Origin of the sequence: Novosphingobium humi, from assembly GCF_028607105.1 — a bacterium.
In the GTDB taxonomy this organism is placed as follows: Bacteria; Pseudomonadota; Alphaproteobacteria; order Sphingomonadales; family Sphingomonadaceae; genus Novosphingobium; species Novosphingobium humi.
Genome location: NZ_CP117418.1, coordinates 1,266,924 through 1,290,134 on the forward strand (window position 1 = coordinate 1,266,924; position 23,211 = coordinate 1,290,134).

Annotated in this window: 19 protein-coding genes; 5 read left to right on the forward strand and 14 right to left on the reverse strand. The window is 63.1% G+C overall.

Going from position 1 to position 23,211, the window contains the following annotated elements; genetic code table 11:
- Positions 1 to 11: 11 nt before the first annotated feature.
- The 12 genes from PQ457_RS21430 to PQ457_RS21485 form a co-directional block, all read right to left on the reverse strand.
- Positions 12 to 914, reverse strand: coding sequence for an alpha/beta hydrolase (locus tag PQ457_RS21430; protein WP_273619825.1), 903 nt, complete (start codon positions 912 to 914; stop codon positions 12 to 14).
- Complete coding sequence (locus PQ457_RS21435; RefSeq protein ID WP_273619826.1) at positions 911 to 2,809, reverse strand: glycoside hydrolase family 2 protein; 1,899 nt, start codon at positions 2,807 to 2,809, stop codon at positions 911 to 913. The genes PQ457_RS21430 and PQ457_RS21435 overlap by 4 nt, the downstream gene beginning before the upstream one ends.
- 109 nt (positions 2,810 to 2,918) lie before the next feature.
- Positions 2,919 to 5,165 (reverse strand): TonB-dependent receptor, encoded by a 2,247-nt coding sequence (locus tag PQ457_RS21440; RefSeq protein ID WP_273619827.1) that lies wholly within the window; start codon positions 5,163 to 5,165, stop codon positions 2,919 to 2,921.
- Positions 5,166 to 5,275: 110 nt separating this feature from the next.
- Complete coding sequence (locus tag PQ457_RS21445; RefSeq protein WP_273619828.1) at positions 5,276 to 5,488, reverse strand: hypothetical protein; 213 nt, start codon at positions 5,486 to 5,488, stop codon at positions 5,276 to 5,278.
- A 483-nt stretch (positions 5,489 to 5,971) separates the two neighbouring features.
- A complete protein-coding gene (locus PQ457_RS21450) occupies positions 5,972 to 6,559 on the reverse strand; it encodes a nitroreductase family protein (protein ID WP_273619829.1) in 588 nt (195 codons plus the stop codon).
- A 195-nt stretch (positions 6,560 to 6,754) separates the two neighbouring features.
- Complete coding sequence (locus tag PQ457_RS21455; RefSeq protein ID WP_273619830.1) at positions 6,755 to 7,789, reverse strand: diguanylate cyclase domain-containing protein; 1,035 nt, start codon at positions 7,787 to 7,789, stop codon at positions 6,755 to 6,757.
- Complete coding sequence (cheB, locus tag PQ457_RS21460; RefSeq protein WP_273619831.1) at positions 7,786 to 8,811, reverse strand: chemotaxis response regulator protein-glutamate methylesterase; 1,026 nt, start codon at positions 8,809 to 8,811, stop codon at positions 7,786 to 7,788. Before cheB ends, PQ457_RS21455 begins: the two co-directional genes overlap by 4 nt.
- On the reverse strand, positions 8,808 to 11,039 hold the full coding sequence (locus PQ457_RS21465; RefSeq protein ID WP_273619832.1) for a hybrid sensor histidine kinase/response regulator: 2,232 nt from the start codon (positions 11,037 to 11,039) through the stop codon (positions 8,808 to 8,810). Before PQ457_RS21465 ends, cheB begins: the two co-directional genes overlap by 4 nt.
- Positions 11,036 to 11,548, reverse strand: coding sequence for a chemotaxis protein CheW (locus PQ457_RS21470; protein WP_273619833.1), 513 nt, complete (start codon positions 11,546 to 11,548; stop codon positions 11,036 to 11,038). Before PQ457_RS21470 ends, PQ457_RS21465 begins: the two co-directional genes overlap by 4 nt.
- Before the next feature lie 140 nt (positions 11,549 to 11,688).
- Complete coding sequence (locus PQ457_RS21475) at positions 11,689 to 12,948, reverse strand: CheR family methyltransferase (protein WP_273619834.1); 1,260 nt, start codon at positions 12,946 to 12,948, stop codon at positions 11,689 to 11,691.
- Complete coding sequence (locus PQ457_RS21480; protein WP_168601333.1) at positions 12,945 to 13,373, reverse strand: chemotaxis protein CheW; 429 nt, start codon at positions 13,371 to 13,373, stop codon at positions 12,945 to 12,947. The genes PQ457_RS21475 and PQ457_RS21480 overlap by 4 nt, the downstream gene beginning before the upstream one ends.
- Positions 13,374 to 13,405: 32 nt before the next feature.
- Positions 13,406 to 14,977: a methyl-accepting chemotaxis protein gene (locus PQ457_RS21485; protein WP_273619835.1), complete on the reverse strand. Its 1,572-nt coding sequence runs from the start codon at positions 14,975 to 14,977 to the stop codon at positions 13,406 to 13,408.
- Positions 14,978 to 15,240: 263 nt separating this feature from the next.
- On the opposite strand from PQ457_RS21485, the gene PQ457_RS21490 reads away from it, so the two are divergent.
- From PQ457_RS21490 to PQ457_RS21510, 5 genes are all read left to right on the forward strand, one after another.
- Positions 15,241 to 17,148 (forward strand): putative bifunctional diguanylate cyclase/phosphodiesterase, encoded by a 1,908-nt coding sequence (locus tag PQ457_RS21490; protein WP_273619836.1) that lies wholly within the window; start codon positions 15,241 to 15,243, stop codon positions 17,146 to 17,148.
- A 254-nt stretch (positions 17,149 to 17,402) separates the two neighbouring features.
- Positions 17,403 to 18,053 carry a CoA transferase subunit A gene (locus PQ457_RS21495; RefSeq protein ID WP_420541024.1) on the forward strand — a complete coding sequence of 217 codons (651 nt, stop codon included), beginning with the start codon at positions 17,403 to 17,405 and terminating at the stop codon, positions 18,051 to 18,053.
- Positions 18,053 to 18,697 (forward strand): 3-oxoacid CoA-transferase subunit B, encoded by a 645-nt coding sequence (locus tag PQ457_RS21500; protein WP_273619838.1) that lies wholly within the window; start codon positions 18,053 to 18,055, stop codon positions 18,695 to 18,697. The genes PQ457_RS21495 and PQ457_RS21500 overlap by 1 nt, the downstream gene beginning before the upstream one ends.
- A complete protein-coding gene (gene pcaF, locus PQ457_RS21505; RefSeq protein WP_273619839.1) occupies positions 18,694 to 19,896 on the forward strand; it encodes a 3-oxoadipyl-CoA thiolase in 1,203 nt (400 codons plus the stop codon). Before PQ457_RS21500 ends, pcaF begins: the two co-directional genes overlap by 4 nt.
- Before the next feature lie 56 nt (positions 19,897 to 19,952).
- Positions 19,953 to 20,723 (forward strand): IclR family transcriptional regulator domain-containing protein, encoded by a 771-nt coding sequence (locus PQ457_RS21510; RefSeq protein WP_273619840.1) that lies wholly within the window; start codon positions 19,953 to 19,955, stop codon positions 20,721 to 20,723.
- A 55-nt stretch (positions 20,724 to 20,778) separates the two neighbouring features.
- Here the strand turns inward: PQ457_RS21510 and PQ457_RS21515 are convergent, their stop codons facing one another.
- Together PQ457_RS21515 and PQ457_RS21520 are read right to left on the reverse strand one after the other, a co-directional pair.
- Positions 20,779 to 21,822: a ParB/RepB/Spo0J family partition protein gene (locus tag PQ457_RS21515; protein WP_273619841.1), complete on the reverse strand. Its 1,044-nt coding sequence runs from the start codon at positions 21,820 to 21,822 to the stop codon at positions 20,779 to 20,781.
- 44 nt (positions 21,823 to 21,866) lie between these two features.
- Complete coding sequence (locus PQ457_RS21520) at positions 21,867 to 23,069, reverse strand: AAA family ATPase (RefSeq protein ID WP_273619842.1); 1,203 nt, start codon at positions 23,067 to 23,069, stop codon at positions 21,867 to 21,869.
- Positions 23,070 to 23,211: the final 142 nt, after the last annotated feature.

A 23,211-nucleotide genomic window follows, 5' to 3' on the forward strand; every position in this document is an offset into this window, starting at 1 on the left:
GGGTGTTCCGCTTATTTGCCGGTGATTTTGTTATCTTTGAGCCACAGCGCATATTGGTCGAACCAAGCGTCGCTGGTGGTGCCGTTGGGCTGCGAGGCAAAGCCGTGACCGCCAGCGCTGTAGAGATGGAACTCCACCGAAGCGCCCGACTGGCGCCACGCGTGGAGGAGGCTCAGATCCTGATCCTTGAAGAAGCGGTCATCGGCGGCGATGACGGAAAAGAGCGGAGGCGCATGGGCGGGCACGTCGGTGCCCTGCGTCGGGCCATAGACCATGCCGACGAAATCGGGGCGTGCGTCGGCCGCATTGGCCTGCGTCGTGGCCAGAACCGTCATCGCGCCCGCCGAAAAGCCCAGAATGCCCACCCGCGCCGGATCGATATGCCATTGCGCGGCATGGCTGCGCACCATGCGGATCGCGGCTTGCGTATCGGAAACGGCAAAGGGTCGGTCATCGTCCTTCACCTTCTCGCCGCGCTGAAACAGACCGGCCAGCGCCTGTTTGAAGGCGGCAAAGCCATTGCCGACGGGCAGCGTGCGATACTTCAGGATGAACACCCGCACGCCCTGTTTTTCAAGGCGCTTGGCCACGTCAAAGCCTTCATTGTCCATGGCGAGGAACTGAAACCCCCCGCCCGGCACCAGAATGACCGCAGGCGCCTGCCTATCGGCGGGCAGCGTGGTGTTGGGCCAGAGCAGCAATTGCGGCTTGTTGACATTATAGACGAGGCGCTGGTCGGGCGTCTGCTGCGCCCAACCCTCCGGCGCGGGATTGTCGCGCGGGAGGGTGACGGGCAGGTCCACCGATTTGCTGACCGGAGGATTGGTGACGGGCAGGACGCCATCGACCCATGCCCCCGGCGCGGCGCCGGCCGAAGTGGCCCATAGGGCCGCGATCAGGGCAAGACGTTTCACTTGGGCGTCTCCTTGGATTTCATCGTGTAGTAATTGGCCAGCACGTCAAAGGCCATCTTGCGCTGTCCGGTTTCGGAAATCAGCCCCTTGCGGTTCCAGCCCATCTGGAAATCGGGATTCTGGCGCCGCGGCGAGCGGAAATCCTTGAGTATCCATGGCGACATGCCGCGCAGCGTGGGCACGCGATCGGCCATTTCCAGCGTCTTGCGGTAATATTCGGCCTGAAATTCCTCGGAGAATTTCTGCAGCCGTTCCGGGCTGTGGAAACCCGATTTGGCATCCGCGCCAAATTCGGAAAACACCAGCGGACGGTCGGCGGGCACATGCCATACGCTGGCGGGCAGATCGGACAGGCGATCGGGCGTGTACCAGCCGTTATAGGTGTTGATCGAGAGGATATCGAGATCAGCCGCCAGCGGGTCGGCCATGGTCATGGTCGGCACCCTGGCATCTTCCTCGCGCTTGACCAGCAGGGCGGCGCTGACCAGACGGGAGGGGTCGAGGCGGCGCACATCGCCGATCAGCGTGCGCAGGAAAGCGTTGCGGGCATCATTGACCGGGGTTTCATTGGCCACGCTCCAGATCACCACCGAGGCCCGGTTGCGGTCGCGCAGGATGTTTTCGGCCAGCATGTTGCGCGCCGCCGCCAGTGTGCCGGGATTGCTCCATGCCACCATCCAGTACACCGGCACCTCGCTCCACACCAAGAGGCCCAGACGGTCGGCGGCGCGGGTCATCACCTCGGAATGGGGGTAATGCGAAAGGCGGACGTAATTGCCGTGCAGCCCGTTCTTGATCTCGCCCAGCAAGGCGGTGGCCGCTTCGGGCGTGATGATGCGGGCCGGGTTGGGGCCGATCTCTTCCTCGTGCATCGAAATGCCGCGCAGGAAAATCGGCTTGCCGTTCAGCAGGATGTCGGCGCCTTTGCGCTCGATGGTGCGGAACCCGATCCGGTCGCGCCACACATCCTCGCCCGCGCTGATGGTCACATCATAGAGTTTGGGATTATCCGGCGACCAGCGCACCAGCGAGCGCGGCGCGGGGATCGTGGCCTTCCAATTGCCCTTTGCGTCACTCTTGCCCGGCACGTCCAGCTTCAGCCCGGCAATCGTCAGGTGCAGGCTCTGCCCCGCGGCGGCTGCGCCGTCCAGATGCGCCTCGGCCTCCAGCTTGCCATCGGTGGTCAGGCGGACCATCGCATTGTCGACATAGGTGGCGGGCGTATGGACCAGACGGATGCCGCGCGTAGCCCCGCCATAGTTTTCCCAATCAGTGACGGTGGGGGGGACGGTGGTGGCGGTGGCCTGCGAATCGACGGCAAAGGTGATCTGGTTGTCGCCGTCGCGCAATTGCTGCGTTACTTCAAAGGCAAAGGGCGTAAAACCGCCTTCATGCCGCCCAAGTGGCTTGCCGTTCAAATAGGCGGTGGTAGCGTAATTGGCCGCGCCAAAGCGCAGGAAATAGCGGCCCTTGCGCCCCGCGGGCGCGTCGAAATGGCGCTGATACCACACAACGCCCTGATAATGGCGCATTTCGGGCGTGGCAGCCAGCCATGATCCGGGCAGCGAGGTGGTCTGGGCATGGGCCATGTCAAATTCGAACATGGTCCGGTTATCTTCGGCCATGGTCTTGCGCACATCGATGTCCAGCCAGCGCTGCTGGCCCCGATCAGGCGCTTCGCCGTGGAAACCGGCGATCCCGGCGCGATAGGGGTCGATCGAGTAATGCCATGTGCCGGAAAGCTCGGTGCCCTCGCGCATGTCGGCCGAAACCAGCAGCGGTTCATTGGCAACCGTGGCAAGAGGCAGCGCATCGGGCGCCTGCTCGGCCAGAAGCGGAAAGCTGCCCGTCACAAGGGCTGCGGCGAGAAACCAGAGTGCGTGGGTCTTGCGCATACCGTCTCCAAGGATGGGATTTCGCCCTGCGCCTCGTGGCAGGCAGTATCTTGCCGCGCGCGTCTCGCGCAAAAAGGCCGGGCGGTTTTGGCCGCCCGGCCGGGTATTATCAGAAGTTCAGGCTGGCGCGCAGCCCGCCATAGCGGCGGAAGTCACGCGGCAGAACCGCCTGTGTGGTCATGGCACCACCCCACAGACCGTTGTTGTTGATCAGCGAGGGATAATACTGCTGGTCAAACAGGTTGTTGACGAAGATCGCCACTTCCCAGCGACGATCCTCGGCGCGAACGCCAAGGTTCAGGTTCACGATCTCATAGGCTTTCTGGAAAGTCTGGGGATCGCGGGAGGCGTAATAGACGCTGCTCTGATGCTGCACGTTGACCTGGGCCAGACCGCGCAGACCATTGCCGATCTGCGGCGTATATTCCGCCGTGGCCGAGATCTTGAACTGCGGCGCCTGCACCGCGCGGGTGCCGGTCAGGTTCTGGCTGGAGGGCGAGCCTGCCACGCAGCCCTGCGCCGCAGTCTGGCCCGCGAAGCACTGGGCCACCGCATAATTGAGGTATTTCGCATCCAAGATCGCCATCGACGTGTTGAAATTGAAATCGCTGTTGGGGCGATAGCCCGCGTCGATTTCAACGCCATGCGTGCCCAGCTTGCCCACATTGGTCAGGCGGAAGTTCTGCACGTCACCGATGGTTTCGATGGTCTGGGCCTGAAGGTTCTTATAGGTCGTGTCGAAATAGGTGAGGTTCAGCGTAACCTTGCGGTCAAACAACTGGCTGCGCAGACCGAATTCGATATCGCGCGAAGTTTCCGGCTTGATCGGCCCGGCATTGGCGCGGCCCTGATTAAAGCCGGTGGTCAGGTCATAGGTCTGACCCTTGTAGCCGGTCGAATAGGTGACGAAAGCATTGATGCGCGGCGTGAATTCATAGCGTGCACTGATGCGGTAGGTCGCCGCCGTATCCGAGGCGCTGCCGCTGAACTGGGCATTGCCGTTCTGGATGTCCTGGAACGTGTAGGACACCTTTTCATTCTGCACGCGCCCGCCAGCGGTCAAGGTCGCCTTGGGCATGAACTGCCAGTCGGCCTGAGCAAAACCGGCAATCTGGGACGACTTGGAGGTGGCATACCAATTGGCCAGTGCGATGGCCGGGCCGCGATAGAACGGGCGCTCGAAGTCGACATTGGCGTAATAGGCGCCCAGCGTGTAGTGGAACGGCTTGCTGCCATCCGAGAGCAGGCGGACTTCCTGCGTGAACATCGTCGACTTGAACGCGCCGACCTGAATATTGTTCTGGGATGCAAGGCTCGATGACGTTTCGTCGGAATCGAAATAGTCGTCCAGACGGAACTTGTCATAGGACGTGATCGTCACCAACTGATGGTCGCCCAGCGCGAATTCGCCGCGCAGGTTGCCGCCGCCGCCCTGATACTTGGTGCGCGAGGTGTAATTGATGCTCACATTCTGGTTTAGCGGGCCGATCTGCACGCCCGGCAGAACGACATCGGCGGTCTGGCCCGGTGTGTTGCGGAAGGTCGCGCCCGCCGCCTGATTGATGATCGGGCGGCCAATATTGGTGTTGCCGTTCATGTAATTGAGCGACAAAGTCAGCTTGGCGTCGCTGCTCGGCTCCCAGCGGACCTTGGCGCGGATATTGCCGGCCTCGCGGCCGTTGAGTTTCTGGCCGTTATAAAGGTTGCGCACATTGCCATCCCACTTGGAATAGGCACCGGACACAACAAAACCCACCGTGGGGCTGATCGGGCCGGAGACGCTGAAATTGGCGCCATATTCCTGATCGGTGGTGCCCACAACATTGGCGCGCACCTTGAGCGTTTCGCTCGGACCGCGGGTGATGATATTGATCAGACCAGCCGAGGCCGCCTTGCCATACAGGGTCGACTGCGGGCCGCGAAGAACCTCGATCCGCTCCACATCGGGCAGATCGGTGAAAGCGCGGGCCTGAAAAGCCATCGGGACTTCATCGACCAGCACAGCCACGCTGGGCTCAACGCCGATGCCGAATGCGAAAGTGCCCACGCCGCGCAGCGAGACATTGGCATTCACCGGATGTTCGGCCGGGCGGATGGTCAGCGAGGGCGAAACCGCGCCAAGGTCCTGAAAATTGCGGACGCCTGCGGCCTGAAGCTGGGTTGCGCCCAGCACAGAGACGGCCAGCGGCACGTTCTGGACATTTTCGGCGCGCTTTTGCGCGGTCACGATGATTTCGCCCGTGTCAGGCTTGTCAGCCGCGGCGGGTGCAGCGCTCTGTGCATGGGCCGGGCCGGCCAACAGACCAATTGCAGCCGCGAGCGCGGCAACGCACACGGAGTTGTGGAAGCTTTTCATACCATCCCCTGATGATGCCGGACTGAATCGTCCTGTTTGTCTCCGGGGAGGTTTTATATAATGGCCTGACCAAATGCAAGACCGGTTTGGCACGTTGTCGATGAATGGCCTTATGATTGGTAAATGGGTGGATTGATCAGATGCCGGGCAGAACCTGCGCGGACGAGCCTCCTGTCGGCGGCCCGGCCAAACCCGATGCGCGAAGGAATTTTACCGATCTTCCCTTCAACATTATGAGAATCGGCCAAAAATCGTGCCTGATCCCCCATCTGAAGGCGGCCGTCGGGTGCATTGACAATCTCCCAAGGCCTGCTCTTGGTCATCAGGCCCAAGGCGAACAGACCGGATCGGCTTTGTCCAAGGGTGTTGCGCAAATGACACTGGTTATCAACATACCGCCCCGGATGATGCGCATTGGGGCGGGCAGGAACGGATCGTGGGTTCGCTCTTTGCCTTATTCTACCGATGCAGCGGAAATCCTGTCGGCGGCTCCGGCCCATGTTGGCTATTCCCGGCCCAACACTGCCGGTTAGCGCGCCTTTCGCCGTAACTTTCTCTTTGTCCTCACTTTGTCGGCGCGCGTCCTCAATCTGGCCGAACGAGCGATCTGCATAGGGTCCGCGATGACTGGCCACAGGCTGGATCGCGGTCAAGATAAGGCGTGGTCGCCGGCGGCGATGAACATGCTATCCGCCGGCAAAACCATCGCATCCATCTTGCCAACCCATTTGCACAGCATTGCTTTTGGTCTGTCCAATGCAATGCGCAGGCCGGGCGACGCTTGAAACGGCGGCGCCCCTTTTGCCTTACGCCTTCAATGCGCCATGAAATGCGATCTCGCTCACGCTCAGACGCGGGCTGGGCTTTTCACGCGCCTGCAGCGCTTCGGGCAGGTCGCCCGCCTCGCCACGCCAGCCCACAGCGACGGCCACCTCGACCTTATAACGGTCGCCCGCGCCGGTCGCCTTGGCCGCCGCTTCGGGATCAAAACCGGCCATCGCGTGCGTGGACAATCCCCGCTTGGCCCCTTGCAGCGCCAGATAGGCCCATGCCGCACCCGCATCAAAGCTGTTCCACTTGGCGGGCGTTGCCTCGCTGGCCCCCGGCGCGGTGATCTGCTTGTCCGAGAGAACATAGAGCAGCGCCCCCGCCTTTTGCGCCCAGCCCGCGTTGAAGGGCAGCAGCGCGCCCACAAACGCATCCCAGTTCGCATCGCCGCGCAGCGCATAGGCAAAGCGCCAGGGCTGATAATTGAAGGCCGAAGGCGCCCAGCGCGCCGCTTCGAACAGGGGCAGCAGATCAGCCTGCGTCACCTCTTGCGGCGAATAGGCGCGCGGGCTCCAGCGGGCGAGGAAATCGGGATCAATCGGGTGATCGGCATTACGGATGCTCATGGAATCTCCTGTTTCAAATCAAATACCGGGGCGCGTCGCGCGCCATACTCGGCAAGCGCGGCGCCTTGTCCAGCCCGATCACAAGCGTCGCGGTGCAAAACCGCCGATGGCGGCACACAGGGCCTGGCGTCTGTCCGCTGCTCGGTTACGCCGGGCATGGTGTTGCGTTTCGATTCAATCAGGTCGGATCATGCGTCAGCTCTGGCCGCGATCAATCACCGCCCGATTGCGGCCTGAGCGCTTGGCCTCGTAGAGCGCCTTGTCGGCCGCCTCCATCAGCGCCAGCCGCCGGTCATCACGGTCGGGTTGGCATCCCGCGCCGCCCACGCTGATCGTCACCCGGCCCGATACCGGCGAGGAGGAATGGGCCAGATCGAGCGCCTCGACCGCCTCGACCGCGCGCTGGGCCAGCATGGCCAGATGGCCCAGCGGCGTGGCGGGCAGCACGACGACAAATTCCTCACCGCCCAACCGCACCACCAGATCCTTGGGCCGCCGAAACGCGGCCTGCACCGCCTGCGCCACCTTGCGCAGCACCTCATCCCCGGCCAGATGGCCATAGGTGTCGTTGAATTGCTTGAAATGGTCGATATCAATGATCAGCAAGGACAAAGGCTGGCGATCACGCGCGGCCTGGCGCCATTCGGTCTCGAAATATTCGTCGAAATAGCGCCGGTTGCTCAGCCCCGTCAGCCCATCGACATTGGTTAACCTTTGCAGCGCGAAATTGGCCTGCATCAGCTCCTGCTGGCTCTTGCGCAGCGCGCGATAGGCCTCATCGCGCTGGATCTGTGAGAGATAGGCCGCCGAATGATAGCGGATGCGCGCGATCAACTCGATCCGGTCGGGCAATTTGACCAGATAGTCATTGGCCCCCGCGCGAAAGGCGTCGCTCTTGACGCTGGCTTCTTCCTTGGTGGACAAAACGATGATCGGGGTGTTGCGCGTATGCGGATCGGCGCGATACTGGCGCACCAGATCCAGCCCGTTGACCGAGGGCATCACCAGATCCTGCAGGATCACCGTGGGCTGCACCGTGCGGGCAATCGCCAAAGCATCAAGCGGGTTCGAGCAATAGTGGAACTCGATCCCCACCTCGTCCAGCAGCGCGCGGCGCACCGCCTCGCCCACCATGATCTGGTCATCGACCAGCAGAACCATGATGGGCTGGCTGGGGATCGGCTGTTCGGTATCGTCGATATCGGGATCGACCGAGACCTGGGGAATCATTCTGACAATCCTTTCGTCGAAAGGCGCAGGCCGGGAAGGTCGGTCAACCGGCGCGCGATCTGTTCGAGGGGAAGCACTTCGCGCGCCGCATCAAGCTGGAGCGCAGCCTTTGGCATACCATACACCGCGCTGGAAGCCTTATCCTGCGCCATGGTCAAATGACCTTTGTCGCGCAATTCCTTCAATCCACGTGCCCCGTCGGCGCCCATGCCGGTAAGCAGCAGGCCGGTGAGCGCACCCGGCCAGAACTGACCCGCGCTGCGAAAGAAAACATCGATGGAGGGGCGATAGGTGTGATCGGCGGGCTCGCTGGAATAACCCAGTCTTTCCGGTGACTTGAACACGAGATGATCGTCCGTCCCGGCCACCAGCACCTCGCCGGGGCGCACCCGGTCGCCCTCCTGCGCCAAACGGACCGAGAGCGCGGATTGATCGTTCAGCCATTGCGCCAGCCCCTGAGCGAAACGGGCATCGACATGCTGGACAATGACGATCCCGGCGGAAAACCCGGCGGGAAGCTCCTTGAGGATCGTGGCCAGTGCCGCCGGCCCCCCCGCCGAGGCGCCGATGGCCACCAGATGGCGGGTTGCGGCGCGTTCGCCGGTTTTGGGCGCGGGCGCGCTGCTGCCCGCCTCGATCAGGCGGCCCACCGCGTCGATCTTGGTCAGCAGCGGATGTCTGCCCGCCATCGGCGCGCCATGCAGCAGAGGCGTATCGACCGCATCGAGCGCGCCCTTGCCCATCGCGGCAAAGACCTGCGCGGCATTGCTTTCAATATCCGATGTTACCACCAGAATGGCGCAGGGCGCCTCGGCCATGATCCGGCGCGTGGCCTCCACCCCGTTCATGCGCGGCATCACCAGATCCATCAGGATGATGTCGGGCCGGTCGCGCAGCGCCATGTCCACGGCTTCGACCCCGTCGGCGGCGGTCCATGCCACCTGATGCTGGGGCGCCTGCGCCAAAACCCGGCGCAATGCCTCGACCGCCAGCGGCAAGTCATTGACGATGCCAATTCTCATGCCGCGCTCTCCCCGATCAGGTCTATCACGGCATCAATCAGGGCGTCATTCTGGAAACTACCTTTGGTGAGGTAATAATCTGCCCCCACTTCCAGCCCGCGCCGGCGGTCCTCCTCGCGGTCCTTATAGGACAGGATCATCACCGGCATGGCCTTGAGCGCGGGATCATGGCGGATGCGGCGGACCAGTTCGATGCCGTCCATGCGCGGCATGTCGATATCGCTGACCACCAGATCAAAGCGGCCATGGCGCAGCGCGTTCCAGCCGTCCATCCCATCGACCGCCACTTCGACCTCATAACCATGATGATCGAGCAATTTACGCTGCAATTCGCGCACAGTGAAGGAATCGTCCACCACCAGCACCCGCTTGCGCCGCGCCCCCGCCTCGACCCCGATTTCGCGCCCGACCGGGGCCAGACGGTCCGTCGCCGCCAGCTTTTCCAGCGAGCGCAGCATATCCTCGACATCAACGATCAGCAGCGGCGCGCCATCCTCGGTCAGCGAGGCCGCGCTGATATCCTTGATCTTGCCCAGACGCGGATCGAGCGGCTGCACCACCAGTTCGCGCCCGCCGGTAAAGCCATCGACCACCAGCGCGAACATCTGTTCCCCCGCGCCCAGCAGCACCACGCAAAGCTGATCGGGCGCGCCCTCGGGCGGGGCGCAGCCCAGCACCTGATGCGCGCCCACCAGCCCCACTGCATGGCCCTCGATCAGGATATGCTGGCGCCCCTCGACCGTGCGGACCTGATCGGCGGGCACTTTCATCGCGCCCGCAATATGGGCAAAGGGAAAGGCATAAGGCTCGCCGCCGATATCGACCAGCAAGGCGCGCACCACCGAGAGTGTCAGCGGCAATTCCAGCCGGAACCGCGTGCCCTCGCCATGGCGCGAGATGATCCGCACCCGGCCGCGCACCTGGCGGATCATGTCCTGCACGATGTCCAGCCCCACGCCGCGCCCGGAAATCTCGGTAACGTCGCTTTTCATCGTAAAGCCGGGCAGGAAGAGGAATTCGAGCAATTCGGCTTCGGTCAACCGCGCCGCCGTATCGGGCGCGGCCAATCCGCGCGCGATGATCGTGCGGCGGATGGCGGACAGGTCGATGCCCCGCCCATCGTCGGAAACAATGATCTGCAAGGCGCCCGCCTGATGGCTGGCCTCGACGCGAATGAACCCTTCGGCGGGCTTGCCCGCCGCGCGGCGCTCCTCGGGGCTTTCCATGCCATGGTCCAGCGCATTGCGCAGCAAATGGCCCAGCGGCGCGTCCAGCTTTTCCAAAATATCACGGTCAACCTGGGTGCGCTCGCCCAGGATTTCGAAGCGGACCTGCTTGCCCAATTCGCGCGCAATATCGCGCACCATGCGGGGAAAAGCGGCCATACCATCGGCAAAGGGCCGCATCCGCACCATCAGCGCCTGGTTATACAGGCGATGGGCCAGATTGGTGGTGCGGTGGTTCGAGGCTTCGAGTTCATCGAGCCCGCCCGCCAGTTGCCGCCGACAATCAAACAGCCGCCGCCGCGCTTCCTCCAGCGCCGAAGTTGCCCGCTCATCCAGCAGATCGGCAGGCAGCGCCGCCTGCAAGGCGTCAATCGCGGTGGCGGCCTGATGATGCATCCGCTTGAGCCGCAAGAGCGATTGTTCAAGCGGGGCCAGACGCCGCGTTTCGACCAAGGATTCGCCCGCCATGTCGAGCAGGCGGTTGAGATTTTCCGCGCTGACCCGCAAGGCGCGGTCCCCCTCGCCCGGCTTTTCGGGCAGGAGCTTTTCAGGCACAGCGGCCACAATCACCGGCGGTGGCGCAGGTTCCGGCTCGCTCGCCACGGGCGCGGCGGTCAGTGCGGCGGCAAAGCGCTCTGCATCGGCCTGCCAGATATCCTCGTCGAAATTCTCGCCCTCCCCCTGCCCGGCCAGCGCCGAGAGCAGGTCCACGCCGCTGAGCAGCAGGTCGATCTGGGCCGGAGCCAGACGCAGCTGCCCCCCCTGCGCCAGAACGAAAATATCCTCCATCGCATGGGCCACCGTCACCGCCGGATGAACGCCCACAATCCGCGCCGCGCCCTTCAGCGAATGGGCCGCCCGCATGCAGCATTCCAGCATGTCGCCCTGAGCCGGGTCCTTTTCCAGCGCCAGCAGGGCGTCGGTCAGGGCCTTGGTCTGCTCCTCGGCCTCGATCCGGAACAGATCGCGCAGCGAGAGCGATGAAGGATCCACATGCTTCATGCCAGAAAGCGCTCCATCGCGGCAAAGACCAGATCCTCATCCAGCCGCCCCACCTGCATCCCCTGCCAACCCAGCAGGCCGCGCGTATAGGCCGAGGCCGAACGCGCCAGCGTGACGGGCACCGGGCGCAGAGCGCGCGTGTCATGGTTGCGCAAATGCTGCACCTCATCAACGGGAAAGGCCAGACGGCGACCCTCATGGCGCACCACCACCAGCCGCCCATGGCCGCCCACAGCCATCGGCCCGATCAGCAACTGCGCAATGGAAACGCAGATCACCAGTTCGCCGCGCACATTGACCAGCCCCAGCAGGCCCGGATGCCCACGATGCGGCAGCGTATGGACAGGGCGCAGGCGCAGGATCTCGTCCAGCACCAGCGTGGGCAGGGCGAACCATTCCGCGCCCAGCCGAAAGACCATCACCGATTCCCCGCCGTGCCGGTCCTCCTCATCGGCCCGCGCCACCGGCGAGGCATCGTGATCCACCGGCAGATCGCGGTCGAGCAGCATGGCCGCAGCCTGGGAAAAGCGGGGGCAATTGCGGCAATGGGAATGGCTCGGCAATTCAGGGCATGATTTATCCCCCTGAATCCCCATGCTTTTCCAGCAGGCGTCAATATCTGGCCCGGCGGCGGAAGAAGGCTGCCCCATCAGTTCCTCCGTCCATCCTGACGGCGCATGCGCTCATCGATCAATCTGGCCCCGGCATGGTCGCCCTCGCGGCGCAGCAGGAGCGCCAGATGGCCCAGCGCCTCGACATTGCCCGGATCGAGATAGAGCACCTTGCGGTAATAATGGGCCGCCGCCTTGCCTTGCCCGGCCGCATCGCTGATCAGGCCCAGCAGCAGCAAAGCATCGGGCGAGGCGCCGTTTTCGCGGATATAGGTCTGCGCGCCGCGCTCGGCTTCCTCGACCCGGCCATCGTCGGCCATCCGGCGCAAAGCAGCCAGATCGAGCGTTTTGGCGATGCTGCGCGTGGTTTCAGGGCACGTGGGGCGGACCCGCTCGATCACGCGCAGGGCCGCCGGGCGTTTGGCCACCGGGGCGCGCAAAGAGGCGCGCGGCGGAGGGGCAACTGTGGCCGTGGGGCCAGCGGGAGCGCGCAGAGCGGCGGCCTCAGGCGCGCGGCGAAAGGCAAAGGCCATCGCCATGCCCGCCGATACAAAACCCTCCGCGCGCATCAACCCCGCCTCGGAATGGCCGACAAACAGGGTGCCATCGGGGGCAAGCAACCGGCGGAGCACGGCAATCGCCTGCTTTTGGCGGGGTATGTCAAAATAAATCAGCATGTTGCGGCAGAAGATGACGTCAAATCCGCCCGCCTGCGCCATAAAGCCGGGGGCAAAGATATTGCCCTGAGCAAAGCGGACCGGGGCGCGGACCTCATCGCGCACAGCCCAGCCATGAGGGCGAGCATCGAAATAGCGGTCACGAAAGGCCAGTTCGTGGCCGCGAAAGGAATTGCGACCATAGCAGCCTGCGCGCGCCATATCGATGGCATGCTGGCTGATATCGACCGCTTCGATGCTGAAACGGTGCGGCTCAATCCCGCCCTCCATCAGCGCCATGGCCATCGTATAGGCTTCCTCGCCGGTCGAGCAGGGCAGGCTGAGCAGGCGGGCGCCGGCTTGCGGATCTGCGCGCAGGCGCGGGCCCAGAACATCGCGCTCCATCGCACGAAAGGCCTGAGGATTGCGGAAAAACCACGTTTCAGGAACGACCACCGCCTCGATCAGTTGCTGCACCTCGGCGGAGGAGGCCTGCAACAGCGCCCAATAGGCATCGCCGTCGCGCAGGCCCGTTTCGCGGCGGCGCGCATCGACCGCGCGCTCAATCGCGCCCGGCCCGATGGAGGCCGCACTCAGACCCATCACCCGTTCCAGCAGATCGGCAAAGCGGGTGTCGGTCATGGATGGGCCTCAATGCGCAAGGTTCCATCCAGCATCGCCGGCGGCAGCAGATCGGGCAGATCGACCCGCTGGATCAACCCATCCGGCCCTTTGGCAAAGGGTGCGAAATCCTCCGGTTCCAGCCGCAACATGGCGGTGGCATTTTCCGCGATCATGCCGAGCAGCGCGTCAGGCACCCCCGGATGGCGCACGATAATGATCCGCGTGGACAGCCGCCGACGCGCCGGACGGCCAAGGTCGAGCAGGCACAGGTCGATCACCGGCACAAATTGTCCACGATATTCAAAACTCTGATCCGTGGGCAGATCGGCCGTGTCCGGCCCCTGACGGATCGTGCGCAGTGGCGCCAGCGGCACGATCTCGACAATCCGCTCGGCCGCCAGCGCATAACTGCCTTCACCAATGCGGAAATGAAGAAAAAGCATGAGCCGCAAATCCTGTCGTTACGCGCCCCTCGTCATGCCGCCGTCAGCTTGAAGCGGGCGATGCTGCCATGCAGGTTGGTCGAAACATGATTGAGTTCTTCGATGGCCGAGGTCGACTGGCGCAGGGATTCCACGGTCTGCTGGGTCGCCTCGCTCAATTGCACGAGGGCTTCGCTGATCTGTTCGGCGCCCGTGGCCTGGGTCTGCATCCCCTCGTTCACACTTTCAAAGCGCGGGGCCAGAGCCTGCACCTGCATGATGATTTCGGAGAATTTGTCGCCGATCGCATGAACATCATGCAGGCCCCGGCGCACTTCCTCGGAGAATTTGTCCATGCCCATCACGCTGGCCGAAACGGCCGACTGGATATCCTTGACCATCTGTTCGATGTCATAGGTGGCCACCGCCGTCTGATCGGCCAGACGGCGGATTTCCGAGGAAACGACGGCAAAGCCGCGCCCATATTCGCCCGCCTTTTCCGCCTCGATCGCGGCATTGAGCGAGAGCAGGTTGGTCTGATCGGCCACCTTGGTGATGGTTGTCACCACCTGATTGATATCGCCCGCTTTTTCGTTGAGAACCGCCAGCTTGGCGTTGATCGAGTTGGCCGCTTCCATCACCTGCGCCATCGTGTCTTCCATCTCGGCCAGCCCACTGCGCCCGCCCGAAGCCAGCGCGGCGGCGGCCTCCGAAACAGCGGCCACATCGGTCATCGTGCGCACCAGCTCCTTCGACGTGACGGCGATCTCGCGCGAGGTGGCGCCGATCTGGGTGGTGGTGGCGGCGACTTCGGCGGCGGTGGCCTGCTGCTGTTTCGAGGTGGCGGCGATCTCGGTCATCGAGGTGCTGACACGGATGCCCGAACGCTGGACCTGTCCGACCAGTTCCATCACCTCATCGGCCATGCGGTTGAAGCCTTCGCTCAGATCGCCCAGTTCATCGTCGCGCATGATCGGCATGCGCTGGGTGAAATCGCCCTGACGCATGACATCCATCAGGCCCGTCAGCCGCTTGAGCGGCGGAATGATCGCGGAAAGCAGCAGGTAGCCGGCCAGAAAGGCCACCGCCAGGGCGATCAGGAAACCGACCGTCATCGAATTCTGAAGCGAGAGCATCTGTCCGCCGATCTCGTCGATCCGTTCCACCGCCCGCTTCTGGTTGCCCTGTGTCAGCGCGCCGGTATCATCATAGGCAACCTTGTAACGCGAGAGCAAAGTATCGACCTGCCCCTTGCCGGCGTAAACATCCTGCTCGGCGCTGCGATAGGCGACGTAATCGCGCTTGAATCGGGAGAAGGTTTCGCGGTCGGATTCGGTGAAGATTGTCGGCTCATAGGCCGCGATCATCGGTTCGACCGAGGATGGCGGGCTGTCGGCGCTCTTGCCTTGCGTCGCCGCCTCGCGCGCCTTGAGGAAATCGGCCACCAGCGCATCCTTGATCTGGGCGCTCTGGTAAAGTCCGGCCACAGCATCATTGTTCAGCGCAACGACATGGTCCTCGGTCATCGCCAGACGCGAATGGGCATAGAGGCCGACCAGCAGGATCGTTGCCAAAATCCCCGCAAAACCGGCCAAAATCAGGGTGCGGATGTTAAATTTGACCATGATCACCCTCTCGAAGCGCAAGCGCGGACCCGGCGCCTGATGCAAATGACTGACTTTGGAAGCATGCCTACATATTGCGGCCCGGAAATCTTCCGGGTCCTGACCCCGGCGAGCCCTATTGGCTAAAACCCCAATTTGGCTAAAATAGTCTTAATACGGGGCCTGATGCGTCGAATCCACGGCCCGCAGGAAGGGAATGATTAATCATAAGGGCGATATGTTCCCTAGGCAGATGATGCAGAACCGTTGCGAGGGGGGCCCGAGTGATCGATCTCAGGGTTACGACGCTGGAACATATCGCCCGCGGCGACTCGCTCGACCGGGTGATGGACCATTTATGCCGGGCGTTTGAGGCCAATTTTCCAGAGGTTACCTGTTCGGTCCTGATGGTGGACCGGGGCGGTATGCTCCACCCGCTGGCCGCCCCCAGCCTGCCTGATGCCTACAGTGCCGGGCTCAACAATCTGGCCATCGGGCCCAATGTCGGCTCCTGCGGCACGGCGGCCTATATCCGCGCCCCGGTCGAGGTCCGCGATATTGCAGGCGATCCGCGCTGGGCCAATTTCCGCGATGCGGCGCTCCCGTTGGGGCTGCGGGCGTGCTGGTCCTCGCCCATCCTCGATCCTTCCGGCCTCGTGCTGGCGACATTCGCGCTCTATTTCCGCCAAAGCCGGGGGCCGACCCAGGACGAGCGCCAATTGGTCGAAATCTGCATCCATCTTTGCGAACTGGCCATGGCGCGTCATCTGCGCGTGACCGAGCGCGAGCGCAGCGCGAATATGGATGCGCTCACCAACCTGCCCAACCGGCGCAGTTTTGAACAGACGCTGGAACATATCGATTGCGATACGCCCGGTTCCTGGGCGCTGATGCTGGTCGATCTGGATAATCTGAAAACCACCAATGACACGTTCGGCCACGAGGCGGGCGACCGGCTGTTGCAGGAAACAGCCGGACGACTGGCAAAGCTGGCCTCGCCCGACCGGGCCTTTCGCATCGGCGGCGATGAATTTGCCATTCTGATCGTGGCGCCCGACCGGCTTGATGCCTTGGAGGCTTTTGCCCGCCATGTGCTCACGCATCTGGGCGTAACCATTGATTTTACAACCTTTTCTATCCTGCCCGAGGCGACCATCGGCTTTGCCGCACTGGGCGCCCAGGATCACGGCGCGGCCGATACCAGACGCAATGCCGATCATGCGCTCTATCATGCCAAATCGGTCCATCGCGGCGGCTTTCGCGGCTATACGCCCGACATGAGCGATCCGGTGGCCGCACGCCTGTCCTCGATCTCGGCGGTGCAGGCCGCGATGGCCGAAGGGCGCCTGCGCGCGTGGTATCAGCCGATCGTGCGGTTGAGCGACCGGCGCATCGTCGGGCTGGAGGCCTTGTGTCGGATGGTGACGCCCGATGGCGCGATCATCCCGGCGGGCGCCTTTGCCGAGGCAACCCTTGCCCCCGGCATCGCCAGCCAGTTGACCCGCGTCATGCTGGAAATGGTGGCGGCAGATCTGCGTCTGTGGCGCGAAAGCGGCATTCCGCCCATCTCCATGGCGGTCAATGTCACGGCGACGGACCTGCGCGGGTCGCGGCTGTTGTCCGTCATCACGCAAGCCTTTGCCGGGGATCGCGAACTGATCGGCCAACTGGTGCTAGAGGTCAATGAAAGCGTCTATTTCGACCGCCATGACCGCCATATGGCCGCCACCATCGACGCGCTGCGCGAACAGGGCATCCGCATCGCACTCGACGATTTCGGCACCGGCTATGCCTCGCTCACCCATTTGCTCGATTTCCCCTTTGACAGTCTCAAGATCGACAAATCCTTCATCGACCGGCTGACCGTTGACGATCTGAGCAGCACGATCATCGCCGCCTTGCTGGCCATTGCCGACAAACGGGGCGCCACTGTCACGGCCGAGGGGATCGAACATGCCGATCAGGCCGAGCGATTGGGCGAAATGGGCTGTCCCTTTGGCCAGGGCTATCTCTTTGCCCCCGCCACCGACCGTTCGGAAACCGCCCGCCTGCTGATTCGCCATGCCGCCACCGGGCCGATCAGCGCGCCAATGCCGCTGGTCGAGGTGCATCGCGGCGTTCCGCCCTCGCCGAGCGCCCGTTTCCCCTCCCCAGGTGGGGATGGTCAAATCAGCGCCGGAACGGCCCGCTAAGCCGTTCTGAGAACTGGGGCTTACCTGCCCCATCCGCCCCTCCATTTCACGTTCCTGCGCCTTCCTGAGCCGCTCAGGGAGGTTTTTGCACGTCGGGCCCGCTGCTGTGGGGTTTGACCGGCTGCCCCGAATGGATTATGAAACGATTATTGTTCTATATGCCCGATTATCGTTCATACCAGAGAGGAAGCAAGGTGTCCGGAAAGATATTCCCCACCCCCGCGGCCGCGCTCGAAGGGCTGCTGTTTGACGGGATGACCATCATGTCGGGGGGCTTTGGCCTCTCGGGCAATCCAGAGAGCCTGATCCCGCAGATCCGCGCCAGCGGCGTGAAGGACCTGACGGTGATCTCGAACAATGCAGGCGCCGATGGCTTTGGTCTTTGGATGCTGCTGGAAAGCCGCCAGATCCGCAAAATGATCTCCTCCTATGTGGGCGAGAACAAATTGTTCGAGCAGCAATATCTGAGCGGCGAGCTGGAACTGGAACTGACCCCGCAGGGCACGCTGGCCGAACGCATTCGCGCAGGGGGCGCGGGCATCCCCGCCTTCTACACCAAAACCGGCGTCGGCACCGTGGTGGCCGAGGGCAAGCCGACCGAATTCTTCGACGGCGAGGAATATGTACGCGAAACATGGCTGCGCGCCGATGTCTCGATCATCAAGGCATGGCGGGCCGATCCGGCGGGCAATCTGATGTTCAACAAGACCGCGCGCAATTTCAACCCGAACATGGCCACCGCCGGGCGCGTCACCGTGGTCGAAGTTGAGGAAATCGTGCCGGAGGGGACGTTTGATCCTGATTGCATCCATACGCCAGGGATTTTCGTCGACCGCATCGTGCTTTCCACCATCAATGAAAAGCGCATCGAAAAACTGACCACCCGCAAGAAGGAGACCGAGTAATGGTCTGGACCCGCGATGAAATGGCCGCCCGCGCGGCAAAGGAACTGCGCGATGGCTATTATGTGAACCTTGGCATCGGCATCCCGACGCTGGTGGCCAATTACGTGCCCGAGGGCATCACGGTCACGCTGCAATCGGAAAACGGGATGCTGGGCATCGGCCCTTTCCCCTATGAGGGCGAGGCCGACCCCGACCTGATCAATGCGGGCAAGCAGACCGTGACGGCCCTGCCCACCAGCAGCTTTTTTTCCAGCGCCGACAGTTTCGCGATGATCCGCGGCGGACATATCGACATGGCCGTGCTGGGCGCGATGGAGGTGGCCGCCAATGGCGATCTGGCCAACTGGACGATTCCGGGCAAGATGGTGAAGGGCATGGGCGGGGCGATGGACCTTGTTGCCGGGGTCAAGCGCATCGTGGTGGTGATGGACCACTGCGCGAAAAACGGCAGCCCCAAGATCCTGCCGCAATGCACCTTGCCGCTGACGGGCCGGGGCGTGGTCGATCTGATCATCACCGATCTGGCGGTGATCACCGTGGACAAGAAGGCGGGCGGGTTGACGCTGATCGAATGCGCGCCGGGGGTGTCAGTCGATGACGTGCTGGCCAAGACCGGCGCGCCCTTGAAGGTAAGTGTATCATGAAACAGGCTTTTATCTGTGATGCGATCCGCACGCCCATCGGTCGGCTCAACGGTTCGCTTTCGACCATCCGTGCCGACGACCTTGCCGCGATCCCGCTGCGCGCGCTTATGCTGCGCAACATGGGCGTGGATTGGGGCGCGGTGGATGACATCATCCTTGGCTGCGCCAATCAGGCGGGCGAGGACAATCGCAATCTGGCGCGCATGGCCGGGCTGCTCTCGGGCCTGCCCAAGGAAGTGCCCGGCACGACGGTCAACCGCTTGTGCGGATCGGGACTCAATGCGGTCGGCATCGCCGCACAGGCAATCCGCAGCGGCGATGCTGACCTGATCATCGCGGGCGGCGCCGAAAGCATGACCCGCGCGCCTTATGTGCTGGGCAAGGCGGGCAGCGCCTTTGGCCGCGATCAGAAGATCGAGGACACGACGCTGGGCTGGCGCTTCATCAATCCGGCGATGAAGGCGACATGGGGCGTTGATACAATGCCCCAGACGGCCGAAAATGTTGCCGCCGAATGGGGCATCTCGCGCGAGGATCAGGACGCCTTCGCCCTGCTCAGCCAGCAGAAATGTGCGGCGGCCCAGGCCAATGGCCGTCTGGCGGCGGAAATCGTGCCGGTCGAAATTCCGCAGAAAAAGGGCGAACCCCTTGTTTTTGCGGCCGATGAACACCCCCGCGCGACCACGCTGGACGCTCTGGCCCGTTTGAAACCCGTGGTGCGCGCCGATGGCACAATCACGGCGGGCAATGCCAGCGGGTTGAACGACGGCGCAGCCGCCATGATCATCGCCAGCGAACATGCCGCTAAAACTCATGGCCTGACCCCGCGCGCGCGCGTGGTGGCGATGGCCAGCGCGGGCGTGGCGCCCCGCGTGATGGGCATCGGTCCGGTCGAGGCGGCGCGGCGTCTGTTTGCGCGCACCGGGCTGGGCATGGCGGACATGGATATTATCGAGTTGAATGAAGCCTTTGCCGCGCAGGGCATCGCCACCTTGCGCGATCTGGGGGTGGATATGGCCGATCCGCGCGTCAATCCCAATGGCGGGGCGATTGCGCTGGGCCATCCTTTGGGCATGTCGGGCGCGCGCATCACGCTCTCGGCGGTCGAGGAATTGCAGCGGACCGGCGGGCGCTATGCCCTCGCCTTCATGTGCGTGGGCGTGGGCCAGGGCATTGCCGCGATTGTCGAGCGCGTCTGAACCTCGACAGGTTGGGCGGGGGCTGTCATAGGCCCCCGCCTAAAGGAGGGGCACGCATGAGCCAGTCAGATCCCGATTTCATGCAATCTCTGGCCCGCGGCCTGATGGTCATGGAGGCCTTTGTCGAACTGGGCCCGGATCAGTCCATCGCCAGCCTTGCCCGCCATACCGGCCTGCCGCGCGGGGTGGTGGCGCGCTGTCTGCATACGCTGGTGATGACCGGCTATGTGGCTCAGGATGAACGATCTTTTTCGGTGCGGCCCAAGGTTTTGGGGCTGGCGCGGGCCTATCTGTCCGACCGCTCGCTCTCGGCCATCGCCCAGCCTCTGCTGGAAAATCTGCGCGACCGGCTGGGGGAATCCTGTTCTCTTGGGGTGCTGGACGGGGCCGATGTGCTATATGTCGCCCGCGCCTCGCAAAGCCGGATCATGGCGATCGGCCTGCATGTCGGCAGCCGGTTGCCCGCGTGGTGCACGTCCATGGGCCGTATTTTGCTCGCCAGCCTGCCGCCGGAGCAGCGCGATGCTCTGTTGCCCCCTGCCTCCCTGCCCGCGCGCACGCCTCATACGGTGGGCTCGCTGGAGGATTTGCGGGCGCTGCTGGACAGGATTGCCCGCGATGGGGTGGCCATTGTCGATCAGGAGCTGGAAGTGGGGCTGCGTTCGGTTGCAGTGCCGGTGCGCAATGCCAAGGGCCAAGTGATCGCAGCGCTCAATGTCGGCGTCAATGCGATGGAGCACAGTGTCGAGCATTTGCGCTCTAACATAGCCCCTGCCCTGATCGAAACGGCGCGGATGGTGGGGCTGGCCAGCGCTTCGGGGCTGTAATTTCAGACTTTTCCCCGGAATGGCTCGCCCTTTGGCCATTCCGGGGGTTTGGCGCTTAATCTTCCCAATAACGGTCGAGCAGATCGCGCAGCGCCGTTTCAACCTCTTCCTTGCTGCCGCCATCCTTGGGAAACAGCGTCAGGCTGATGCTCTTGCGATCCTTGCCCTCGATACGCAGCAAAGGCACGCCGGCCCCATTTCGCAGGACAATCTGGTCCGATCCTGACCTCTTGGGGGCTTTTACCAGCGCAGTTTTCTTTCGCGCTTCGGCTTCCCGGTTGGCCACGGCGCCAAAGGCGCGGATGATGTCGGGCACGGTCGCGGGCAAGTCCTCTTCGCCCATCCGCCGCCCGTCGCGGATGCGCCGCGCCTCGGCCAAAACCGCCGCGCGACAGTCATCTTCCTTGAGAAGCGGCTTGATCGCGCCAATATGCGAGATCTTCAGCTCAAACGGGTCGGCAAAAGAGTTCAGAATGTCGGTCGGCAGGCGCGCCAGATCGAGATAGCGGCTCAACCACGCCTCGGACTGGTTCAAACGCTTGGCCATGTCCTTCTGGCGGCCGTTATAATAGAGGCCCAGCGCCTGAAGATAATCGCGCGCGCGCTCAATATCGCTCAGATCCTCACGCGCGCGGTTTTCCAGATCCGAAACGCGGAAAGCCTGCTCGTCGGTCAGATCGCGGATTTCCACCAGATAGCGGATTTCCGGATGGTTGTTGGCCCGCAGCCATTTGACGCACCAATGGCGCCGAGCACCGCAAATGACCTCGTAATCGTAATTCGGATCATTGTGGACGCGCCGCACAATGGCGGGCACTTCCTGCTTGCCCTGCGCCAGAATGCTTTCGATCAGATCCGAACAGCGCGTTTCATTGAGCGCGGCATAATCGCGGTTATGGCGGATCCAGATGCGGCAGCGATCGGGATCGACCAGTTCCTGCGGATTGTTGACCACTGAGCCCGATGCCAGTTCGGCAAGCCGGTTGTTGCGCCCCGAAAGCACCCCCACACCTAGGCGCGACGGGCGGCTGTTTCCATCCGCAGCCGGTTCGACAACCGAGACCAGATCGGCCATGAAGCTCTTGTTTTTCGAGCTCATTTATACGCTCCCTTCACAAATTGCAGGGCTGCAATTTTGGCGCATCACGCCAGTCCTTCCTTGCGCAGACGGGCCAGATGACTGGGCCATGTGCGGCGAATATCCACCTCGATTTCCCCACAAACCCCGTCCAGATAGGTCAGGCAGCGATCACGCACCTGCTTGCTGGTCATGGGGCCGGACAGTTCGTAAACCGTCATCAGACGGGCGGTGGCATTGTCGATTTCGGCGGAGTCCTTCAGCGGCGTGCGGACCATCGCATTGCCGTAAAGCTGGCGCATCAGTTCGAGCAGACCGCGCTGCATCGACTTGTTTTCATCCACCTTGGAGGCCACGAAACGCAGGAAAGCCAGTTGCGGCGCCAGATCATATTGCTGAAGATCCTGGATCGTTTCATCCAGCATAGCCAGAAACGCCGCGGTCGAGGAAAAGTCCATCACCGTGGGCGGCACCGGCACCACCAGCGCATTGGCCGCACGCAGCACCGATAGCGAAATCGCCCCCAGCGCCGGCGGCGGGTCGAGGATCACCACATCGTAGAGGTCCTGCACCGACTGGATGCCCTGCGAGAGGCGGTTGAGCAAAGCCCCCTGCCCCCGCGCCATGCGGGCGGCCAGTTCATATTCGGACTGGAACAGGCGCAGGTTGGCCGGGATCAGGTCCAGCCCGTCGAAATGGGTCTTGCGGATCGCATATTCCAGCGTCGCGCGCTCGCCCTCGCGCAGGAAGGGATAGAGCGTATCCTCTTCTCCCAGATCGAGGTCGGGAACATAGCCGAACAGCGTGGTGGCCGAAGCCTGACTGTCGCAGTCGATCAGCAGCACCCGATAGCCGTGGATCGCCAGATATTGCGCCAAATGGACCGAGAGCGTCGATTTGCCCACGCCGCCCTTGAAATTCTGGACCGCCAGAATCGAGCAGGGATCGCCCGGCGCGCGCCAAGGGCGGGTGCCAAAAGTGCCGCGCATGTCGTTGAGCTGGGCCAGCGTATAACCCAGACGGCGGTTGTTTTCGCCGCGCGGAGGTGCTTCAAGGCGCCCGTCGCTCTCGGCCTCGCGAATCGCGGCCGTGGTGCGTCCGACCAGTTCGGCCGCCTTGCCGATCGGAAAGGAAGGCTCACGCCTTTCCTCGGCCCGCATGTCGCGCGCGGAGGAGCGGAGTTTTTCCAGAACTGAGGAAGAGCGATCAGCCAATGCGGCAACATCGAGCGCTTCTTCCATGCGAACTTCGTCAAGCGCGGAAGCCATGTGTGCTCCTTTCGAAAGTTAAATACCACCTGCCCGATTTTCACTTTTTCGTCAAGCATCCTGCATAATTCGCAAAGGCGGAAATCTGCGGGTTATGAAGTGAAAATGGCAAAGCCTATCCTGACCTCGTGGGGGCGGTTTT